Raw genomic sequence first — 22,760 nt, forward strand, 5'->3', positions numbered from 1 at the left:
CTGATCATTATGAAAAATATAACCGCAATGGGTTTAGTCGTTCTTGCACTGCTCCAATCTTCGTGCAGTGAAGACTTCCTCAACCAAACCGACCCGACCCGGGTTAATGTTGATTTATTTTACCAAAATGAAGCCCAGGCCAAACAGGCGCTGAACGGCGTTTACGGCCAGCTGCAAACATTAACAAACACCGCTTATCTTTTTGGAGAATTTCAGACCGACAACACAACCATTGACCTCAATCCATCGGACCGTGGTGGCGCGGGTGGTTGGGAAGCGTTTGAATTTTCAACTGTAAATTCGGGCAATGGCGAAATTGCAAACCTTTGGAATGGCTATTACGCGGCGTTGTACAATGCAAATTTGACATTGGAAAAACTCGCAACAGCCGATATTCCCGACGGCCCTAAAAAAGAGATTGAAGGTCAGTTGAAGTTTTTGAGGGCCTATATGTATTTCAATCTGGTTCAATATTTCGGTGATGTCATCATTGTAACGAGCACATTGGCCGTGCCGGAACCAGCGTTTGACTTGGTAAGGTCGCCGCAGGCCGAAGTTTGGGCACTTATTGAAAAGGATCTCAATGAAGCCATTGCATTGCTTCCGGAAAAATATGCAGCTGCCGGAGATAAAGGAAGAGCCACAAAGGGAGCAGCGCTTTCGCTGCTTGGGAAATCACATTTGACCAATAAAAAATACGCAGAAGCAATCACCGCATTGAAGCAGGTTACGGCGCTCGGTTATGCGCTGAATGCAAATTATGCTGACAATTTTGATCCTGCGCCAGCCAAGAAAAATGGCGTTGAATCTATTTTTGAAGTCCAATATCAGGGCGATAATGACCTGGGCGAACAGAGCAGCTTTGAATATGTTTTTGCGCCAAGGGTTTCCAAAGGAGCGGTTACCGGATTTGCAGCTGGCGGAAATGGCGGAAGAAATGCTCCGACCAATGACATGATTGCTGCTTACGAGAAAGGGGATTTACGAAAAGACATTTCTCTGAAAACCAGCTTTACATTGGACGGCAAAGTCTATCCAATCCCTTATGTTTCCAAATACAATTATCCGCATACGATTGTGCAACGGACCAACACAAACTGGCCCGTGCTGCGCTATGCGGATGTTTTGCTCATGCTTGCCGAAGCGATCAACGAGCAAAGCGGCCCGACGGCCGAAGCATTGGATTATCTTAATCAGGTCAGGAAACGAGCTGGATTGGCCGCCTCGAAAGTCACTGGCAAAACGGATTTCCGGGCTGCGGTTTTGAAAGAAAGGCGATTGGAGCTTGCTTTTGAAAATCAGAGATGGTTTGACTTAAAGCGAACACAAACTCCCGCGCAGTGGGCCGCATTCATGAATGCGCATGGAGCCGCAGAACGGGCAAAGCCTACTATTGACCGCGGCAATGTTCCTTTCAATTCAACCGATTATGTGTTTACGGAAAACGAATATTTCCTTCCCATTCCGGCACCACAGATTTTGATCAATGCGAAGCTGACCCAAAATCCTGGTTATTAATGCATTAAGTCATTCCAAAAATTTAACCAAGTGGAGAAACAGCAATGTGCGGTTTTCTCCATTTGGTTATCACCTAATCTCTGATAACCACGTTATGAGTTATGATTTCGGCAAATTTTATTGGAATTTTTCTAAAAAGTCACGGTAATTAAATATATTAAGCAAGACAGAACAGGATAGTCGGGCCGCGCATTCGTTCTAGTATTGTATCAGCTTGCTGGCTCGCACCAGGTTCCTAACCCACTTAACCCGCTACATTGTGTTACTTGAAGCAACCGAAACTTTTTGGCTTTGGCAATTTTTAGGTCGATTGCATCCCATGATGGTCCATTTTCCAATTGGACTGCTGCTGGTCGCCCTTATTCTTGAACTCATCGACTGGAAACGCAAGTCGACCGGACTGCGTGACGCCGTCAACATTCTAACCTGGATTGGCGTGGCAAGCGCTACATTTTCAGTGATCTTCGGCTTATTGCTGTCAGATGCAGAACAGTCCGAAGGATCGACATTCGAAATTCACCGCTGGGCCGGGTTCATCACATTGGGCCTGGCGATTCTGGCAACCATATCACTCCGCAACGCCAACAGGACGATTTACCGTTCCCTTTTATTTGTAACCGTCTTCGGCGTTTCTTTCGCGGGACATTACGGCGCCATGATCACACACGGCGACGATTATCTCACGAGCGTAATGCCATCTTCTGTCGAACCTGAGCAGGAAGAATCCAATGAAGATCCGGCAGATTTTGTTTTTACCAATAATGGCGCATTGAATCCGCAGCAAGTTCAGGATCTCAATGTGGAAGTGCGCACTATTTTGGCGCATAACTGTTACAGCTGCCACGGAGAAGCCAAAATGAAAGGCGATTTGCGGCTCGACAGCAAGGAAGCCATCATGAAAGGCGGCGAAGATGGCGTCGTTGTTGTTCCCAATCATCCGGACAAAAGCGAGATCATCCGGCGCATCACATTGCCAAAAGGTGACAAGGAGGCCATGCCAACCAAAGGCAAACGCCTGACTGAACGAGAAGTGAAAGTTTTGAAATACTGGATCGAAAAAGGTGCGCTCTGGCCAGATGGTAAGCAAAAAAGCATTTACCGCGTGGCCGCATTGGAACCAAGAACGCCCGCTCTGCCGCCGGCAAGCGGTGACATTGTGCAGCCTGTTGACCGGCTGGTAAATGCATATTTTCAAAAAAACAAAATCAGCTGGAAGCCCGCAATCAACGACCGCATTTACATTCGCCGCGTTTATCTGGACATTATCGGCTTGTTGCCGCCTCCCGAGAAAGTCGAAGCTTTTGTTGCAGATGAAAGGCCAGACAAGCGCGCATTGCTCGCAAAAGAACTGTTGAGCAGAAATGATGATTATGCGCAACATTGGATGTCGTTTTGGAATGATGCGCTTCGCAATGATTATACCGGAACGGGTTACATCACGGGTGGGCGTTTTGACATTACCAAATGGCTTTACACGTCTTTGGAAGAAAATAAACCTTACAATTGGTTTGTCAAAGAGCTGATCAGTCCCAAGAAAGGCTCCGAAGGTTTTATTAAAGGGATCAAATGGCGGGGAACGATCAATTCGAGTCAGCGCACCGAAATGCAGGCTGCTCAAAATGTGTCCCAGATTTTTCTCGGCCTCAACCTGAAATGTGCCTCGTGCCATGACAGCTTTATCAGCGATTGGAAACTGGCCGACTCTTACGCATTCGCCAATATTTTTGCAGACACACTTTTGGAAATTAACCGCTGCGACAAACCGACTGGCAAAATTGCTGGAACGAAAATGCTGTTTCCAGAGCTTGGTGAAATCAGCGTAACTGCGAGCACCGAAAAAAGACTTCGCGAACTTGCCGACTTCCTGGTTCAACCCAAAGACGGGCGACTTTACCGAACTGCCGTCAACCGCGTGTGGGCGCAGCTTATGGGTCGCGGCATTGTGGAGCCGGTGGATATGATGGACAGCATGCCTTGGAGCGAAGACCTGCTCGACTGGCTTGCTTCGGATTTTGTTGCCAATGGTTATGATATGAAAAAACTGATTTTCACAATCGTGACTTCTAGAACTTATCAGCTTCCGTCGTCTTCTGTAAAAGAAGCCAGCGACATTATGGCGAACAATTATAAGTTTACGGGAATGGTGAGAAGAAGACTGACAGCCGAGCAATTCACAGACGCGATCAGCACCGCATTCAATCCCATGTATGCTGACTCCGCTGTGGTTTACAAACTGCTTCCCGGCGACATTAAATCGCGCTTGCCATTTCCGCGAGCGGCATTTGTAAAAAACGATCCATTCCAGACTTCACTCGGCCGACCAAATCGTGAGACGGTGAGCACTTCGCGGACTTCGCAAGCCAATTTGCTGCAAGCACTCGAACTGACAAACGGCAGCAAGTTCACGACAACATTAAAGGAAGGTTCAAAAATCTGGAAGGCAAAATATCCAACTTCCGATTCGCTTGTAACGGCACTTTACCAAAACGCATTGGGAAGAACACCATTGGAAAAAGAGCTTGAAGCAGCCAAGCGAATCCTGGGTCCAACGCCTAATGAAGAGAGCATTCAGGATCTGGTGTGGGCCATTGCACTTGTTCCCGAATTCCAGTTAATATATTAAATGGAGCATTAGAACGATATTTTTAAAAAGTAATAAACAGAATATTAAGTTGATAAATATAAGAAGTATAAAAATATTAAAAGACAAATACGTTACTTACATTTAAAAAGTATTAAACTTTTAATAATGACACAACCGTAAATATTTGTCGATTAACCCGTTAACATTGATTGAAATCATGAACAATTCATGGAATAGGAGAGAATTCTTGCAAAGAGCCAGTGCAGCGACGATGGCTGCATTGGCTGCGGGAGCTCCCATATCGAGCATTTTGTCATCTTGTAAAGGAAAATCAGGCCGAGATTCGTCGGCCGATACGGTCATTTTGCTATGGATGGCTGGCGGCATGGCACATACGGAAACATTCGATCCGAAGCTTTACACGCCGTTTGAAAAAGACATGGAAGGCAACCGCGTCCTGAGCACATTCAAATCCATTCCAACGGCTTTGGACGGAATCCATTTTTCCGACGGCTTGCAATCGATTGGAAAAGTGATGGACAAAGGCACGCTGATTCGCTCATATGTCGCCGCGGATATGGGCCACATTTTGCATTCGCGGCATCAGTATCATTGGCACACTTGCTATGAGCCGCCGCAGACGGTTGCCGCCCCGCACATGGGATCATGGATCGCCAAAGAACTTGGACCAAAGAATCCGGTTATCCCCGCATTCGTGGACATCGGGCAGCGGTTTACTGTGGGCGAAGCCGAAGAATTGAAGGCGTTTCACACTGCGGGTTTTCTCGGCAACGAGTTCGGGCCATTCTTCATTCCTGATCCAAGCCAGGGACTGGACAGCGTGCGCCCGCCAGTGGGCATGGACGCCAAACGTTTTGAGCGAAGGAACCAGCTTTACAATGAACTGATCAACAACAGTCCGGTGGGCGAATTTGGGAGTGATTACCAGCGCGAATCGCTGAAACGCTCCATGGAGCAGGCATATGCGCTCCTCAATTCACCCGAATCCAAAGCATTTGACCTGAGCACAGAGCCAAAGGAGAGTTATAACATTTACAATACAGGCAAGTTTGGCCTCGGCTGCTTACTCGCCCGGCGTCTCACCGAGCAGGGAGCAAGGTTCATCAGCGTAACCACTGAATATGAACCATTTAAAGGTTGGGACACACACGAAAACGGGCATACAAGGCTCGAAGAAATGAAAAAACAAATTGATGGTCCAATTGCACAATTGATCAAAGACCTTGACAAGCAAGGCCTGCTTGACCGCACAATGGTCGTGCTCGCCAGCGAGTTTAGCCGCGATATGATGGTCGAAGGCCGCCCGGACGCGAAAGTGCTGGAACAGGTGCAGCAGCCCGACATTCTTTCAGACCTAAAATTCTACGGAATGCATCGGCATTTTACGGATGGGTGTTCGATGTTAATGTTTGGCGGCGGGATCAAAAAAGGATTTGTTTACGGAAAAACGGCAGACGAACGCCCATGCAAAACCATTGAAAATCCGGTTAAGATCGATGGCATTCACCAGACCATTTACCACGCATTAGGCATTGCCGAAGACACGCAATATGAAGTTGAAAAACGGCCGTTTTACACGACGCCCGATGGCAAAGGAAAAGCAGTGATGGAGTTATTGTCATAATTGTTAAGCATAGTCAAAATCGCCCGACAGGATCTGTCGGGCGATTTTTTTATGGTTTATATCCAATAAACTCATGCTAATTAAATATTTATTAAAACCAGACAGAGCAGGATAGTCGGGCGTTACAATCATTCTAGTATTGCAGAATATTACTTTAAGAATTAAATTTTGTCATATACAAATACAGAACTTGATTTCTTTCTATTCCCAAACCTTTTCTTACAACACTTAACAATTGAACATCAAATCCTAATCCTTATGAAAACAAGACACCGAAAACGGAGCTGTTAACCATGCAAATCACCTACACCAAGTTCCCCGCTCATTACTAAAATCGAAAAAATCAATCCTATGAATCAATCTCGACAAGCATCCTATTGCGCACGGTTGAATTCCATAATAAAGCAGTCTGTGGGCCAGGTGCTCATTGGCACTGCTTGCGGAATGTCTGCCATTGCCGCTCCACATTTAATGCCAAGGCCAAATTTCGAAAAAGCTGTTTTCGTGGACCGAACCATCAAAGGTAAAGTGTCCGACGAATCAGGCGAAAAAGTGCCGGGCGTAAGCATAGTTCTAAAAGGCTCCACAACAGGAACTGTCACCGACTCGGAAGGCGCTTACACAATTAACGTCCCGGACGCAGGCGGAACATTGATCTTCTCATCCGTAGGTTTTTTGTCACAGGAAGTCCCCATCGGAAGCGGCGCTACCATTGACGTCAAACTCGCAACCGATTCGAAAGCATTGACAGAAGTCGTTGTGGTTGGATACGGCAGCCAGCTCAAAAGAGAAATTACGGGTGCAGTTCAAACCGTAAGCGCCGCCGAACTGAAAGACGTGCCTGTTTCGCAGGTGACACAGAAATTGCAGGGACGTCTTGCGGGTGTGCAGATCAACCAGACAACTGGAAAGCCCGGTCAGGGAATGACTGTTCGTGTTCGCGGACAGGTTTCTGTAACAGCAGGGAGTGATCCATTGTATGTAATCGACGGTTTTCCCATTACAGGCAACATTGGTGCATTGAACCCGGATGAAATAGAAGACATCTCCGTCCTAAAAGATGCTGCCTCAACTTCACTTTACGGTTCACGCGCTGCAAACGGCGTTGTGCTCATCACGACAAAACGAGGCAAACCAGGCGAAACGAATGTTGGACTTACAGCCTATTACGGCATTCAAAACGTTCCTGAAAGAGGCCGCGTAAAAATGCTGAATGCGCAGGAGTTCGCACAGTTTAAAAAGGAGTTTTATGAGGATCAGAACATTGCTGTTCCAAAAGAATTCGAGAATCCAGCGAGTTATGCAAATAAGAATAACGACTGGTATGATGCCGTTCTTCGTTCGGCGCCGATTCAAAGCTACAACCTGACCATAACTTCAAATAAGGACAGACTTAAAACGTCGCTTGTGGCGGGGATTTTTAATCAAAAAGGCGTTGTAGTGAACAATGATTACAAACGTTATTCACTGCGGATGAACTCGGAATATGATGTTTCTGACAAAATTCAGATTGGTTTCAACATTGCTCCGCAGTATATTTTTGATAACACGCCACGGACAGATGGTGACCGCGGAACGGGTATCCTTTTCAACGCATTGCATACATGGCCGGTTATGCCAATCCGCGATGAAAATGGCGAGCTGACCAAGGTTAACACATTCCCAAGCAGCACAGGAAACATTTTTAACTATCCAAACTGGGTGCGCGCTGCGGAAGAATTGACCAACGAAAACAAAAACACAAAGCTGCTGGGCAACACTTATCTGGTTTACAGCCCGATCAAAGGCCTTAAACTGAGAGCAACGCTGAACATTGAATACGAAAACAACAAGTTTTTCTTCTTCAATCCATCCACAGCGACTAGTGCTATCAATGTCCCAATCCCGACAACGGCGGTTTCAATTCGCCAAAGCCTGGAAAACGTGGGCTGGCTAAACGAGAACACGGCTGTTTACAACCGCAGTTTCGGCGATCACAATTTCGAACTGTTGGCTGGGTTTACGCAACAGCGTTATCGTCAGGATTTCACCCGCATCCAGGCTGACACTTATGCCGATGACAGACTTCCAACAATTCAGGGAGCACTTAACATTAACCGCGGTGGCACATTAACCGGCTCGAATGAGTGGTCGTTAAGATCTTATTTGTCTCGCTTGTCATATAATTACAAGGGCAAATATCTGTTTACAGCGGCAATTCGCGCAGACGGTTCCTCCCGTTTTGGATCTGACAACCTTTGGGGTTCTTTCCCATCAGCTTCCGCAGGCTGGGTTGTATCCGACGAAGAGTTTCTTAAAAATGTCAATCAGGTTTCATTTGCAAAAATTCGGGGAAGCTTTGGTGTAATTGGAAATAACAACATTGGTAATTACACGCAGTATGCGCTTGTGAACAACACAACCAATGCCGTATTTGGAAACACTGTGGCAACTGGCGCCGTGGTAACTTCTTTGGCTAACCGCAACCTGGGTTGGGAAACTACCAAACAGTTTGACCTTGGTCTGGACCTGGGCTTGTTCAACGACCGTATCCAGTTTATTTATGACTTTTATACCAAGAGAACGACCAATTTGTTGTACGCAGTTCAAATTCCGCAAGAAGCAGGTTTTACCAATTACAATGACAACATTGGTGAAATCAAATTCTGGGGACACGAGTTTTCTTTGACAACAAGAAACTTGCAAGGCAAACTGAAATGGACAACCAGCGCCAACATTTCTTTCAACAGAAACAAAGTGCTGGAACTCGCTCCGGGCATTGACCGCGTATATGGAAGTTTCCACATCACCCAAGTTGGTCAGCCTTTCGGACAGTTTTATGGAATGGTTAAGGACGGATTTTATATGAATGCGGAAGATTTGGCCAACTCTCCAAAAGTCCCTGGGCGATCAGCGATTGGTACAATTAAGTTGAAGGATGTGAATGGTGACGGTCAAATTACATATGGCGGTGACGCTGATGACCGGACCATTATCGGTAATCCGTTCCCTGATTTCACTTACGGAATCGTGAACGATTTGTCATACGGAAACTGGGATTTCTCTATCGTGGGTTCGGGTTCACAGGGAAATCAACTTTGGGTTCGTCACCTTTACAGCACAGCCAACCTCGACGGTGTGTTCAACATGGTGGCCGGTGTTAAGGACCGCTTCCGCGTTAAAAACAATGCAGCCGGCGTTGCAACAGAAGTTATTTCGACTGGTAGCGGCATGTATGGAGCAACCAACAATGGCGGAAACTTCACGGGAATTGAACGTGACTGGAACAGCTCGCACTTCGTTGCTGATGCATCTTACTTCACGATCAAGAACATTACAATTGGCTACAACATTGGTAAAGTAAATAAATTCTTCAAATCTGCCCGTGTCTACGGATCAGTTCAGCAGGTTTATGTCTTTACCAAATATTGGGGTGGACCAAATCCTGAGACCAGCGCACAGGGCGACGGAAACGGCGATGGTGGTAACCTGAGCCAGGGTGTTGACTTTTCAAGCTATCCGGTTCCACGTACTTGGACTTTGGGTGTTAACCTCAACTTCTAAGCCAGCCTTCATTCCATTCATTATTAAAAGATTAAACGATGAAAAAAAGATATATAGCAACCTGGCTCCTGGCACTCACGCTTACGGGTTGTGCGGAAGAATTCCTGACCGTCGTGCCTGAAACTGCATTGAGCTCAGCCACATTCTTTGTTACAGAAGCAGATTTTCAACAAGCGGTTAACGGTGCTTATGTGCCGCTTCGCCAAATGTTCAATGAACGCGCCTGGGTTTTGGAAGAAATGCATTCCGATAACACTTATTATGCGCGGAACACGCTATACGGAGCGGTCGATCCAACGGAAAACGTTGCAGACTTTGCCGTGCCCACGTCGGGCGGAGTTACGGCCAATGACAACGTTTTAGTTCAATATCGTCTTAATTACCAGATTATTGCAAGAGTGAACCAGATCTTGGCACTGATTGATGGCGTGGATTTCCCCGAAGCGTCGAAAAATAACCTGAAAGGGCAAGCATTGTTTTTGAGGGCATTTTCATACTTCGATTTGGTTCGGTTGTTTGGAAAAGTGCCTTTGCACCTTATTCCTGTTGTCGGTCGCGAGGATGCCGCATTGCCATTGGCCACCACCGAAGAACTTTATGCGCAAATAGAAAAAGATGCGACCGAAGCAGCGGCTTTGTTGCCGAACAAAGCGAAACAGGAAGCGGGTCGTGCTACATCAGGAGCAGCTAAAACTGTGCTTGCTAACCTTTATCTAACGCAGAAAAAGTGGGCGCAGGTTGAGAAATTGGCGAAAGAAGTGATCACTAATGACGGTTATACGCTGATGCCGGATTATAACAATGCGTTCTCAACGACTACGGCAAACAAGAACAATGCTGAATCGGTTTTTGAGATCCAGTATATGGAAGGATCGGCAGGTTACAATGGAAACCAAATTTATCGTTTCATTCCGTCACCAATCTCTGCGGCTGAAATCGCCCCGCTAACAGGCACTTCCAATCCACAACCGACTTCTCAGGAAAGTAACAACATTCCGACTCCCGACTTGATCGCGGCGTATGAGACAGGCGACAAGCGCAAGGACATTTCCATTGGCTACGTGACATTGAGCGGAAGTCTGGCCGAAAATAAGGTTTACCCATACATTAAAAAATATGCTAGACCGCATGCGCTGTTTCAAAATACAGGTCAAAACTGGCCGGTGTATCGTTATGCGGAAGTGTTGCTGTTCATGGCAGAAGCGCTTAACGAGCAAGGAAAACCAGCAGAAGCCGCAACTTACCTGAACCAGGTTCGCACCCGCGCAGGACTGGCTGCAACCAAAGCGACCAGCCAGGCGACCATGCGTGAAGCAATCTTTAAAGAAAGACGTGTAGAGCTTGCATTTGAAAACAAACGCTGGTTTGATTTGACAAGAACAGGCCGCGTGAAGGAAATCATCGGCGCATACGGAGCAAAAGTAAAAGCCAATCCACAAGCTTATTACTTCCCAAAAGGCGCAGTTCCTCCACCCAACGCATTCACCGTCCTCGACGACTATTACGGCCTCCCAGCAGTAGAATCCGCATTGACGCCGCATTTTTAGAATTTTGAATGATTGAATAGAGTCTAATTTTGAATGAGTGAATGAGTGAATGAGTGAATGACTGAATATTTGAATCACGGTTCAATGATTTCATCATTCACTCATTTTCTTTTTTATAAAAATTCACCAGCGCAGCCGCACCCATTCGTTCATTCAATCATTCACTCATTCACTAATTCACTCAATCACTCAATCACTCATTCACTCATTCACTCATTCAAAATTCACTTATTCAATCATTCAGCGCAGCGGCGCCCGCTCATTCACTCATTCACTCATTCACTCATTCAAAATTCAACGCATCAGCTCCCGCTCATTCAACATTCACTTTCCCCGACACAACAGGATAGTCGAAAAGGCGTTTCGTCTTAATATTGTATGTATCAGATTATTTAAAGTTTTAGTTTGCTTTATTTAAGAATGTTACGGTTTATCTTTCGCCTTGAACTAATGCTTTTTTCTTTATTACTTAATCCTTAGCTGTAAAATGTACACTAAAAAACAATGGTCTAAACTTCCCATGACACTCGCTGTGCTGCTTGCAGTGGGCGTTTTCTGCGGAGTTATGCTCAGTAACCGAACTGCAAAACACCGTCCGCCCGGTTCAAAGGTTGACAAACTCAAACTGCCGGAAGGCTTTAAAGCTGAGCATTTATATAGTCCTTCCGAAGAACAGAATGGCTCATGGGTTTCGATGACCTTCGATGACAAAGGAAGGATGATCACTTCTGATCAATATGGCGGCTTGTTCCGCCTTGTGCTGCCGCCGATCGGCTCGACAGAAAAGCCTAAGGTGGAAGCGCTGAAAGTGGAAGGCGACACGGCGAAAGTTGCGATGGGTTATGCGCATGGTCTGCTTTATGCATTCAACAGCCTTTACGTCATGATCAACAACCGCGAAAGTGCGAAATTCCCAAAAGGAAGCGGTTTTTACAGGTTGCAAGACACCGACGGAAACGATCAATATGACAAGATTACATTGATCAAACCACTGAAAGGTGAAGGCGAGCATGGTCCGCACAGCATTGTACTTTCGCCAGATAAAAAATCGCTTTATGTCGTGGCGGGTAACTTCACCGATCTGCCCAAAATGGACAGTTATCGCCTGATGCCCAATTGGAAAAACGACAATCTTTTCCCCTTTATCAAAGATCCACGCGGACACGCTGCGGACAGACATGCGCCGGGCGGCTGGATCGCAAAAACAGATCCTGACGGAAAATCATGGGAGCTTGTAAGCGCAGGATATCGTAACTCTTATGACATTGCATTCAACGAGGCGGGAGACCTTTTCATTTATGACTCGGATATGGAATGGGATTTCGGCACGCCCTGGTATCGTCCAACCCGCGTTTGTCACGCAACAAGCGGTGGCGACTACGGATGGAGAACCGGCTCGGCCAACACTTCACCAGCATTTGCTGATTTCCTTTCACCAATCATGAACATTGGGCAGGGATCGCCTACCAACCTTATTTACCTGAGTGACGCAAGATTTCCCGCAAAATACAAAAACACGCTGCTGGCATTTGACTGGAGTTTCGGGATCGTCCACGGTTTGCATTTAAAGCCAAACGGCTCTACTTACTCGGCTGATCATGAAGAATTCCTCTCAGGAGCACCGCTTCCTTTGACTGATGGAGCAATTGGCCCGGATGGCGCTTTGTATTTCCTGACAGGCGGTCGTCGTCTGGAATCTGACCTTTATCGCGTGTATTATGGCGATTATAAAAACATTCCGGCAGGCGCTAACACGGTAAAACCGACGCTTACGGCGGAACATAAGCAACGCACAGATCTGGAAAAATTCCACGCAGTGAAGGATCCAAAAGCAGTGGAAACTTCTTGGCCATATCTGAAAAGCCCGGACCGTTTCTTGCGCTTTGCAGCTCGCTTAGCCATTGAGCATCAACCGGTTGCTGAGTGGGAAAACAAAGTTTACGCTGAGAAAGACCCGCAGACATTGATTTATGCGTCCATTGCTTTGGCGCGAGAAGGAGATTCGACGAAAGTAGGAGGGCCTATCTTGAACGGACTTACCAAGATCGATTATGCAAAATTGAATGATCTGCAAAAACAAGCATTGTTACGTGCTGTGGAAGTTACGCTGTATCGCACAGGTCAGCCGGATGCGGCCACAAAACAAGCCGTTATTGCGTATCTTAATCCAAAATATCCTTCTCCAAGCGCATTGCAAAATCGTTTTCTGAGTAAGATTCTGATTACGCTTGAAGCACCAAAAGCCGTTGAGAAAACGCTTGCCTTAATCGAAAAGAATGAGAAATTCGACGATAAAGACAATGAAATGGTGACCGCTTCTGCCGATCTTATTCTGAGGAATCCGCAGTATGGTCTGGATCTGGCTGGATTATTGGAAAAAATGCCGCCACAGCAGCAGACATTCTACGCCATTATGCTGAGCAGCGCGAAAACGGGCTGGACGCCTCAGTTGAGCGAGCAATATTTCAAATGGTTCCATAAAGCATTCAGTTACCAGGGCGGACGCAGCTACATTGGTTTTATTGACAAAGCGCGCCAACTGGCATTGAAAAATGTGCCGCAAGACAAAGTTGCTTATTATAATAAACTGTCTGGTGCTGAGTTACTTACCGGAAGTGGAAATGACCTGGTGAAAATGTATTCTCCAAAAGGACCCGGACGTGGCTGGAAAGTGGACGAAGCCGTTGCATTGGTTCAGGACAGCCTTGCGCACCGCGATTTCGACAATGGAAAGATGATTTTCTCCGCTGTGCTTTGTAATCGCTGCCATGTTATCCAAGGTGAAGGCTCGGACGTTGGCCCGGACTTGACACAACTGGGCACTCGTTTCTCCGTGAAGGATATGCTGGAATCAATCATTGATCCTAACAAAACAATTTCTGACCAATTCGGATCAATTGCCTACACAATGAAAAGCGGAGAATCCATTGTCGGTCGCCAGATCAATGAAGATGCAAATTTCTATTACATTGCCCAAAATCCATTTGACTCGAAAACAGTTCGAAAATTGAGCAAGAAAGAAGTTGCTTCAACAAAACTTTCGACGGTTTCTGTGATGCTCCCAGGTTTGATTAATGGACTAAATCCGAATGAACTGAGAGATCTCGTGGCTTATCTGATGTCGGGCGGAAATAAAAACAACCCGATTTATTCAGATGCTTCGGCACCGAAAGGAGGCAAATAGATCAACCTCGCGTTGAGTAGATTATTATTTATTAAGCTTAATAGAGTGGTGCGGGTTGCTAACCTGCACCACTCATTTTTTGACACAAAGTATCAATTCCAGCATAAAAATGAAACGTATAGAGAGACGTTCTGCTTTGAAAAACATGGCCGCCAGCGCCGGATTACTAACGTTGCCTGCCACACTCACCAGCGCATTTGCAGCAACGGAAAAGGCATTGGGACCCGCACTTAACGGGAAAATCAATCACTCGGTTTGTAAATGGTGTTATGGTAAAATTCCATTGGATACTTTCGCTCAGGAAGTCAAGAAGCTGGGTATGACATCCATTGAATTGCTTGGACAAGCCGAATGGCCTGTCATTAAAAAGTATGGACTTACGTGCGCACTGCCATGGGGCGAAGGATTGACCAGAAATATCGAGAAAGGTTTCAATGATCCTGCAAACCACGATGAGCTGGTGAAAGGTTTTGAAGATGTAATTCCGAAAGTGAGGGAGGCAGGATTTGACAAAATTATCTGTTTTTCGGGCAATAGACGCGGCATGTCAGACACGGACGGTCTGCGGAATTGCGCAGTGGGTTTGAAACGATTAATGCCAATTGCTGAGAAACACAATGTGACTTTGGTCATGGAATTGCTGAATAGCAAAGTGAACCATCGGGATTATCAATGTGACAGAACAGAGTGGGGGGCAGCCCTTTGCGAGATGGTCGGCTCTGAAAAATTCAAGCTGCTATACGATATTTATCACATGCAGATCCAGGAAGGTGACGTAATTGCGACCATTAAGAAATATCACAAATATATCGCGCATTATCATACAGGAGGCGTTCCGGGGAGAAACGAAATTGATGAAACGCAGGAATTATATTATCCGTCCATTATGAAAGCGATCATTGAAACGGGTTACAAAGGTTTCGTCGGCCAGGAGTTCATTCCCAGCAGAAAAGACGACATTGCTTCTCTGAAACAAGGAGTTACCATTTGCGACATAGCCTGATAACATTAGAACATTATTCATTATGTCCACTAGAAGATCTGTATTAAAAAGCCTCGCAGCAGGCACCGGAGTGCTCTCACTATCGGAGGTTTTCGCTGCCAATGAAAAAGTTTTGGGTGCTAAGCTCAATGGGAAGATCAAACATTCGGTTTGTAAATGGTGTTACCGCGACATTCCCTTAGAGACATTTGCGCAGGAGTGTAAAAAAATAGGAATAACTTCTGTCGAACTGCTCGGCCCGGAAGAATGGCCGGTTTTGAAAAAATACGGACTCACCTGTGCGCTGCCCAATGGCGCCGGAATGGGAATTGAGAAAGGCTTCAATGATCCTGCCTTGCACGACGAACTTGTCAAAAGTTACGAAGATATTTTTCCAAAACTGAAAGAAGCAGGTTATACAACTGTAATCTGTTTTTCCGGCAACCGCAAAGGCATGTCCGACATTGACGGCATGCGTAACAGCGCAATCGGACTTCGAAGATTGATGCCGTCTGCCGAAAAATACGGCATTACTATGATCATGGAATTGCTTAACAGCAAGGTGAATCACAAAGATTACATGTGTGACCACACCGCTTGGGGTGCAGGACTTTGTGAAATGGTTGATTCAGAGCACTTTAAACTGCTGTATGACATTTATCATATGTCCATTATGGAAGGAGATGTGATCGCAACGATCAAAAAATATCACAAATACATTGGGCATTATCACACTGGGGGAGTGCCGGGAAGAAACGAAATCGATGAAGGGCAGGAGCTCTATTATCCTGCAATCATGAAAGCGATTGCCGACACAGGATTTAAAGGCTATGTCGCGCAGGAATTCATTCCAAAAAGAGAGCCGCTCGCTTCTCTGAAACAATGTGTTGAGATCTGCGACATTGCTTAACTAGTTGACAGCGAGATTGTTTTCGATTTATTATTCAAAAACGATCTCGCTGTCATTACAATATTTAAATTTCTTTCCAACTGGAAATTTAGCCGGGTCAGCATTGGGAACGACCTTATTCTGATGGTAAACTTTTTTGTCGTCACAACTGCAATGATGCTCCTCACTGATAATCTTAAAGGTGGCCGGATTTGCGCCCGGTAATTTATCTCCGCGCCAAAAGACGCTTGAAGCATCTTTTGAGTAAAACCGGCTGATCACTTCAAAGCTTGGTGTGTGCGCATTTTCAACTTTTTCCAAACGAGCGTCTTGTATGATGAACACCTGCGAATGGTCAATGGCATAGCCATGTTCCAGAGGTTTGAATGATTGAACATCTACGGAATCAATGCGGATTTTATTGGCAAGGATTCCCTTGGAGTCGGAGAAATATTTAATATACCCGAATTCGCCAAGATATTTAATATTATTCGGATCATCGGAAACAATTTGATCGCCACTATAAACATGCTGACTATCCTTGAAAAGTCCGCCGTCTATTTTTACGAAATGGGCAGCATCATCAGATATCACATTGTGGCGAGAATAAACATGATTTGCATCTTTACCGAGCCCGAAATCCAGAACCTCGAACGTTTCAGAGTCTGCATCTTTTAGCAAACTTCCAAGATAGTAGACCACTTTGTCATCACCAGCATATTCCGACGCATTGACATTCCCTGGAAATCGCTTATCAAATGCCTCGAACTTCTCAGCATTTGCTTCCTTCAATTCGATAACCGATGCGTTACTGAATCCGCCGTAAAAATATGCTTTCCCGTTTTCAACATAGTAACCCCGAGCAGTTAATACGCCTGGCTTAAAGCCAGATTTGTTATCAGCGCAATAAAACAGGTTCGCTAAAATTCCGAGTAACCCCATGATAATCAGTTTGCTTTTTAAATGTTTGTGATCAGCCATCGCAATGCAGTTTTTCCAAACAAAGATTAAGCGTTCAGCTGATTCTCGTTTATTTCAATTATCGAGTGGAAAAAAAGTTCTTAAGTGGCAATCCGAAGTGCTATAATGCTTAAAACGACACCCGGATCAAAAATGGATCAAAAGTTTTGCAATCGTGAGCTAGCACAGTTAAACATTGAGAATCAACAGACTAAACCAAATACATTGTCAATAGATGCCGCTTAGCTTTCTCTAAGACTGTCACAACCCAGCCTTAGTCCGGGATGCTCAAATCTCATGCGTATAGTCAGTGTGTTAACTTCGATATGTTTGTTGTATAATTTATATTATGTTAAATAGATTTTCAGCGTCTTTCCGTCTTTGAAGGTTAACCGCTTATTCACCCAAACCATCCGGAGGGTAAACGCTTATAACTGTTGCTGATCAGATTGTGAAATTGCTTTCGTACATCTTACGAAGTAATGAACAAAACACCACTGATGTCCATCGCGCTTTGTACATACAATGGGCAGCGCTATTTAAAGGAACAACTGAACTCTGTGATCAACCAAACTTACAAAAACATTGAAATTGTCATTGTCGATGATTGTTCATCGGATCTCACACATGACATTATTCGCGACTATGCGGAAACTCATGCATCAGTCAAGGTTTACGTAAATCCTGAACGGCTTGGCTACAACAAGAATTTTGAGAAGGCACTTAAACTTTGCACAGGCGAATTCATTGCTATCTGCGATCAGGATGATATTTGGAGACATGACAAATTGGAAATTCAGCAATGCGCTATGAAACACCATATGCTTGTTTATTGTGATTCACATTTCATTGATGGCACCGGAAAATCAATGAATTACAAAATGTCTGACAAATTCAACTTTTACAAAGGCTCGTAGCCTGAGGCTTTTCTGTTCCTGAACTGTGTTTCCGGCCACACGATTTTGATGAAAAGCTCGCTGCTAGCAATCGCACTGCCTTTCCCTCCCGACTTTCATTATGACCAGTGGCTTGCCTTTATTGCATGTTGCAGCGGATCAATTGATTTTGTAAATGAAAGCCTTGTCCAATATCGCATTCATAACGACAATTGCACCAACATTCTCGCGTCACCTAAAATCGGAGCAAAAACGAAAGCCAATGCTTCGGAAAAACTTTTGAAAGAAAGCAAATGGCTTGAAATTTGCGCATCAAAAAATTCTGAATCTCAGCCATTTATCCAGGCACTTTATCAAAAGAGTTTAAAACGCAATCGCTCTGTTTTTGATTTGCCATTTGGCATAATGATCTGGAAAAACAGAAATCCGCTTTTGCATATTATGAAAAAGAATGGACTGAGCAAGTTCTTTTTTGTTTTGAGGAAAATTTGGGGAGCAAAAGTGAACCTATTATTCTGATTGATTAATAGGTTCACCATTTATTGACCAAGACCTCTGCCCAACCCTGTCGAGCTAATTTTGCACAAAAAAAAGCAGCAACTTTCGTTGCTGCTCTCCCACTCTATTCAATATCACTGGTTCTTACTCTTCAACACACGCAACTTGTTTTGCTGCGAACTGTTCGAGAACTCCGTTAACAGTTGTCAAGTTTTCCTTAGCCTCAGCTTCGTCTTTTGCCTGAATGGCTTTTTCGAAATATGGCTTGGCCTTTTTGAACTTGCCACAAACGCGGCCTTCGATTTCTTTGCCTCGTTGCTGATACTCAGTCATATTCATGTTATCAACTTCGCCTTTCAACTGAACTGCTTCGTTGAAATAGAAAACGCCTAAGTTATAAAGGGCATCGTAGTTTGTGCCGTCAATTTCCAAAGCTTTTTTATAGCTGGCAATTGCTTTGTCACTTGCTTCTTTTTGTTTTGCTTTCAAATCTGCAAGTTTCTTGTCATTTCCAGCTGCATCACCGCTTTGTGCTGATGCTTGTGCAGTTTTTACTTCTCCTTCCAGCGCTGTGATTGCTGCAAGTGTTTCTTTCTTTTTAGCATTCACATCTGCAAGCTGACGTTTCAAATCTGCGTTTTTCGGCTGCTTTTTAATCAATGCACCGATACGCTTAACCTCTCCGTCGTAAACTTCAATTTTGCTTTTTTCAGCTTCAAGATTTTTAGTAAGGCTGGCAGCACCTTTGCTTCCAGATCCCATTTTAGCGCTTAATTGCTTTACGCTGTCCGCCGCAGTTCGTTGCATGTTATCATAAAGAATTGCAAGGTTAACCACGTTTTGAATGTTCTTTGGGTCCGACTGAGCCAATGCTTCCAATTCGCTGATTGCTTTTCCTTCATTGCCAGATGCAAGCAGAATGTTAACAACTTCTGCCTTCAAATCCTTATTGTTTGGAGATTGAGCTAGCCCTTTGTTCAAAGCTTCAATCGCCTTATCGAAGTTTTTCTCTTCTTTATACAACTGCGCAAGTCCGTAAAATACGCTTGGATCTTTTCCGCCATTTGCTGCATATTTCTCAAACTGATCTCTTGCAACATCTTTCTTTTCAAGCTGTTGCGCTGCGATTCCACCGTAAAGCGAAGCCAACGTGTCTTTCTTGTTGATTTCCTGAGCCGCAGTGAACATTTCAAGTGCACCATTCAGGTTCTTTGCCTGATATTTCTCTGCTCCTTGCTTTACAAAAGCATTGAACAGCTGCGTTCCTTCACCGCCTGCAAGCACAGTTTCTGCTTCCTTTGCAGATTTACCTGGCTCACCTTTTTTAGTTTTGTCCAGTTCAATAACCTTTTTATAAGCTTCCAAAGATGATTTGGCTGCGCTGGAATCCACTGCCGAACCTTGCAAAGCTATGTTTTCATAAAGCTTTGCTCTTTCCATCCAAAACGACGCTCTCGCGCTGGCTTTTGGATCGCTCATGTCTTTATCACTTTTTTCTTTATCCTTCCGAAATTGATCCACCATAGCCTTGTTAACAGCATCATCCTGCGCGAACGCAGACATGCTGAAAAGACTAAGCGCAGACACAAAAAACAGTTTTTTCATAAACATTAAACTTTGGTTGTGATTGGTTGTTCGATTCCTAAATATAAATTAACTAACATTATTTTTACAAAAATCATGCCTCTGCATCCTCAGGAGCCTCATTTTCGTCTTCGTCCTCTTCATCGTCTTCGTCTTCAAGAACATCATCCTCGTCATCTGCCTCCTCTATTTGCTCATCGGCCGACACTACGATCACGTCTGAGTTTCCGTCGATTACAGGCGCAGTCACGATAACATTGCCATCTTCATCCAGTTCTTCGGCCTTTTCATCAGGATCTTTCAAGATTCGGGTTACCGAAGTGATTTCATCGCTGTTGTTCAAGCGTATCAATTTAACTCCCTGAGTGTTACGCCCAGCCAGTCGAATATCCAGCACGCTCATGCGAATTGCAATTCCATTTCTGGTAATGATCATCAAATCGTCCTGCTCCGTCACTTCGCGAATTGCAACAAGTTTACCCACTTTGTCCGTCGCATTCATGGTCGAAACCCCTTTTCCACCACGTTTGGTGATGCGGTAACTGTCGATATCCGACCGTTTTCCGAAACCATTTTCTGAAACAACCAGCAACTGAGCATCTTCGCGATTGATACAAACCATTCCGATCACCTTATTGTCAGGATCGTTCAGGTTGATCCCACGCACACCTGCAGCTGTTCTGCCCATCGGACGAACGCCCTTTTCGTTAAACCGAACTGCACGTCCGGCGCTGGATGCAATAACGATGTCATTGTCACCATTGGTTAGCGCAACATTCAACAAGCGGTCGCCTTCATTGATGGAAATGGCGATGATTCCGTTTGTCCGTGGACGAGAGTATGCTTCGAGCAAGGTTTTCTTAATTGTTCCCTGCTGCGTACACATGATCAAATAATTGTTATTGATGTAATCCGCATCCGACAATGTGCGAACGTTGATCACTGAACGAATCGAATCTCCATTTTCAAGACTGATCAAATTCTGGATTGGACGGCCTTTCGACTGCTTGCTTCCCTCCGGCACTTCGTAAACCTTCATCCAGAACAGCTTACCATATTCCGTAAAGATCAGCAGATAATTGAGCATAGTTGCCGAGAACAAATGCTCGGTGAAATCCGTGTCCTTCGTCTTCACGCCGCGAGACCCTACTCCACCCCTCGTTTGGGTCCTGTATTCTGCCAGCGGAGTTCGTTTGATATATCCTTCATTCGAAATCGTGATCAACATTTCGTCATCCGGAATCATGTCTTCATCGCTGAACTCTTCGGCTGAAAACTCAATTTTCGTGCGGCGTTCGTCACCGTAGCGATCTTTGATTTCGCCTAGTTCTGTTTTAATGATCTCAAATTTCCGGAATTCGTTGGCAAGAATGTCTTTCAAATCCGTGATCAAAATCATGATCTCTTCGTATTCTTTGACAATTTTGTCTCTTTCAAGACCAGTCAAGCGTTGCAGACGAAGTTCAAGAATTGCCTTGGCCTGGATCTCGCTCAACTCGAACGACTCCATCAAACCTGTTTTCGCAATTTCAGGATCGCGTGCATTACGAATCAAAGTGATAACTGCGTCCAGATTATCGAGCGCAATAAGCAACCCTTGCAAAATATGCGCTCTCTTTTCTGCTTCTCTCAGTTCGTATTCTGTCCGGCGCGTAATCACAACAATCCGGTGATCAACATAATGTTTGATCAGATCTTTGAGATTAAGCGTAACGGGACGTCCTTTTACAAGCGCAACATTATTCACGCCGAAGCTTGATTGAAGCGGCGTATATTTAAACAAGTGATTCAAAACAATGTTCGGAACCGCATCTTTTTTCAAATCAAAAACAATGCGCATTCCTTCCCGGTCAGACTCATCACGTATATCTGAGATTCCTTCCAGTTTCTTATCATTGATCAAGCCAGCGATGCGTTCAATCATCGCGGCTTTATTGGTCATATACGGAATCTCCGTAATAATGATTTGCTCCCGTCCTGTTTTCGAAACTTCAAACTGCGCTTTTGAACGCATGATGATGCTTCCGCGACCGGTTTCAAATGCAGATTTTACACCTTGATAACCATAAATGATCCCACCCGTTGGAAAATCCGGCGCCTTAATGTGCTCCATCAATTCGGGAATGGTGATCTCATTGTTATCGATATATGCCAAAACGCCGTCCACAACCTCCGAAAGATTATGCGGCGCCATGTTGGTCGCCATTCCCACAGCGATCCCGGATGAACCGTTAACCAGTAAGTTCGGGAATTTTGCAGGAAGAACGGAAGGCTCAGAAAGTGAATCGTCAAAGTTTGGCTGGAAATCAACCGTGTCTTTTCCAAGGTCATTCAATAGTTCGTCAGCAAGTCTTTTCAGTCTTGCCTCTGTGTAACGCATCGCCGCCGGATTATCACCATCCACGGAACCGAAGTTACCTTGCCCATCAACCAACGGATAACGCAATGACCATGTTTGAGCCATACGCACCATTGTATTATAAACCGAAGAGTCACCGTGCGGGTGATATTTTCCCAAAACCTCCCCTACTATACGAGCTGATTTTTTATGCGAGCGGTTGTAATTAACCCCTAAATCCGACATTCCGTACAACACACGCCTGTGAACCGGTTTTAAACCATCGCGAACGTCGGGTAAAGCGCGGGAAATAATGACTGACATCGAGTAATCGATGTATGCTCCACGCATTTCATCCTCAATGTTAATGGGGATAATGTTTTCACCAGAAGATTCTGCCATAAAGAATTAGAAAAGAATCAAAAATTTAAACGAGCAAGCGAAAATATCCAACTGCTCAATGAATTAACACAATAATATAAATTCTAAAAAGTCAAATTTCGCTATTTTTAAGCATTCTAACAAACTATCTTTTGTGCTATTTGACTATTCATTTCGTATATGCGTGATCCTTGGGAATTTACCCGAAGAT

At 44.9% G+C, this 22,760-nt stretch carries 13 protein-coding genes; 10 read left to right on the top strand and 3 right to left on the bottom strand.

The genetic code is table 11. The annotated features are described in order from the left end of the window. Positions 1-9 precede the first annotated feature (9 nt). The 8 genes from LZG73_RS05695 to LZG73_RS05730 all read left to right on the top strand — a co-directional run bounded on the left by LZG73_RS05695 (position 10) and on the right by LZG73_RS05730 (position 15,913). Positions 10-1,518, top strand: a complete 1,509-nt coding sequence (locus LZG73_RS05695) for a RagB/SusD family nutrient uptake outer membrane protein (RefSeq protein WP_233846797.1) — start codon at positions 10-12, stop codon at positions 1,516-1,518. A 319-nt stretch (positions 1,519-1,837) separates the two neighbouring features. Then, a complete protein-coding gene (locus tag LZG73_RS05700; protein ID WP_233847542.1) occupies positions 1,838-4,141 on the top strand; it encodes a DUF1549 domain-containing protein in 2,304 nt (767 codons plus the stop codon). Between the two features lie 178 nt (positions 4,142-4,319). Continuing rightward, positions 4,320-5,747, top strand: coding sequence for a DUF1501 domain-containing protein (locus tag LZG73_RS05705; RefSeq protein ID WP_233846799.1), 1,428 nt, complete (start codon positions 4,320-4,322; stop codon positions 5,745-5,747). Between the two features lie 351 nt (positions 5,748-6,098). Then, on the top strand, positions 6,099-9,290 hold the full coding sequence (locus LZG73_RS05710; protein WP_409014311.1) for a SusC/RagA family TonB-linked outer membrane protein: 3,192 nt from the start codon (positions 6,099-6,101) through the stop codon (positions 9,288-9,290). 38 nt (positions 9,291-9,328) lie between these two features. After that, complete coding sequence (locus tag LZG73_RS05715; RefSeq protein ID WP_233846801.1) at positions 9,329-10,837, top strand: RagB/SusD family nutrient uptake outer membrane protein; 1,509 nt, start codon at positions 9,329-9,331, stop codon at positions 10,835-10,837. A gap of 487 nt (positions 10,838-11,324) precedes the next feature. Next, entirely contained in the window at positions 11,325-14,021 is a 2,697-nt protein-coding gene (locus LZG73_RS05720; RefSeq protein WP_233846803.1) for a c-type cytochrome, read from the top strand. 109 nt (positions 14,022-14,130) lie between these two features. After that, positions 14,131-15,024: a hydroxypyruvate isomerase family protein gene (locus LZG73_RS05725; protein ID WP_233846805.1), complete on the top strand. Its 894-nt coding sequence runs from the start codon at positions 14,131-14,133 to the stop codon at positions 15,022-15,024. Between the two features lie 22 nt (positions 15,025-15,046). Further along, positions 15,047-15,913 carry a hydroxypyruvate isomerase family protein gene (locus tag LZG73_RS05730; RefSeq protein ID WP_233846806.1) on the top strand — a complete coding sequence of 289 codons (867 nt, stop codon included), beginning with the start codon at positions 15,047-15,049 and terminating at the stop codon, positions 15,911-15,913. A 30-nt stretch (positions 15,914-15,943) separates the two neighbouring features. Here LZG73_RS05730 and LZG73_RS05735 read toward each other — a convergent pair whose 3' ends face one another. Next, on the bottom strand, positions 15,944-16,873 hold the full coding sequence (locus tag LZG73_RS05735; RefSeq protein ID WP_233846807.1) for a DKNYY domain-containing protein: 930 nt from the start codon (positions 16,871-16,873) through the stop codon (positions 15,944-15,946). A 461-nt stretch (positions 16,874-17,334) separates the two neighbouring features. Here LZG73_RS05735 and LZG73_RS05740 point away from each other — a divergent pair, with 461 nt between their 5' ends. Further along, the gene (locus LZG73_RS05740; protein ID WP_233846808.1) at positions 17,335-17,769 is read left to right on the top strand and encodes a glycosyltransferase; all 435 of its coding nucleotides are present in this window, start codon (positions 17,335-17,337) and stop codon (positions 17,767-17,769) included. A gap of 48 nt (positions 17,770-17,817) precedes the next feature. Beyond that, positions 17,818-18,267 (top strand): hypothetical protein, encoded by a 450-nt coding sequence (locus LZG73_RS05745; protein ID WP_233846809.1) that lies wholly within the window; start codon positions 17,818-17,820, stop codon positions 18,265-18,267. A gap of 123 nt (positions 18,268-18,390) precedes the next feature. Here LZG73_RS05745 and LZG73_RS05750 read toward each other — a convergent pair whose 3' ends face one another. Together LZG73_RS05750 and gyrA are read right to left on the bottom strand one after the other, a co-directional pair. Further along, the gene (locus LZG73_RS05750) at positions 18,391-19,851 is read right to left on the bottom strand and encodes a tetratricopeptide repeat protein (protein ID WP_233846810.1); all 1,461 of its coding nucleotides are present in this window, start codon (positions 19,849-19,851) and stop codon (positions 18,391-18,393) included. Positions 19,852-19,924: 73 nt separating this feature from the next. Continuing rightward, the gene (gene gyrA / locus LZG73_RS05755; RefSeq protein WP_233846811.1) at positions 19,925-22,570 is read right to left on the bottom strand and encodes a DNA gyrase subunit A; all 2,646 of its coding nucleotides are present in this window, start codon (positions 22,568-22,570) and stop codon (positions 19,925-19,927) included. Positions 22,571-22,760 lie beyond the last annotated feature (190 nt).

The organism is Dyadobacter sp. CY326 (assembly GCF_021390515.1).
In the GTDB taxonomy this organism is placed as follows: Bacteria; Bacteroidota; Bacteroidia; order Cytophagales; family Spirosomataceae; genus Dyadobacter.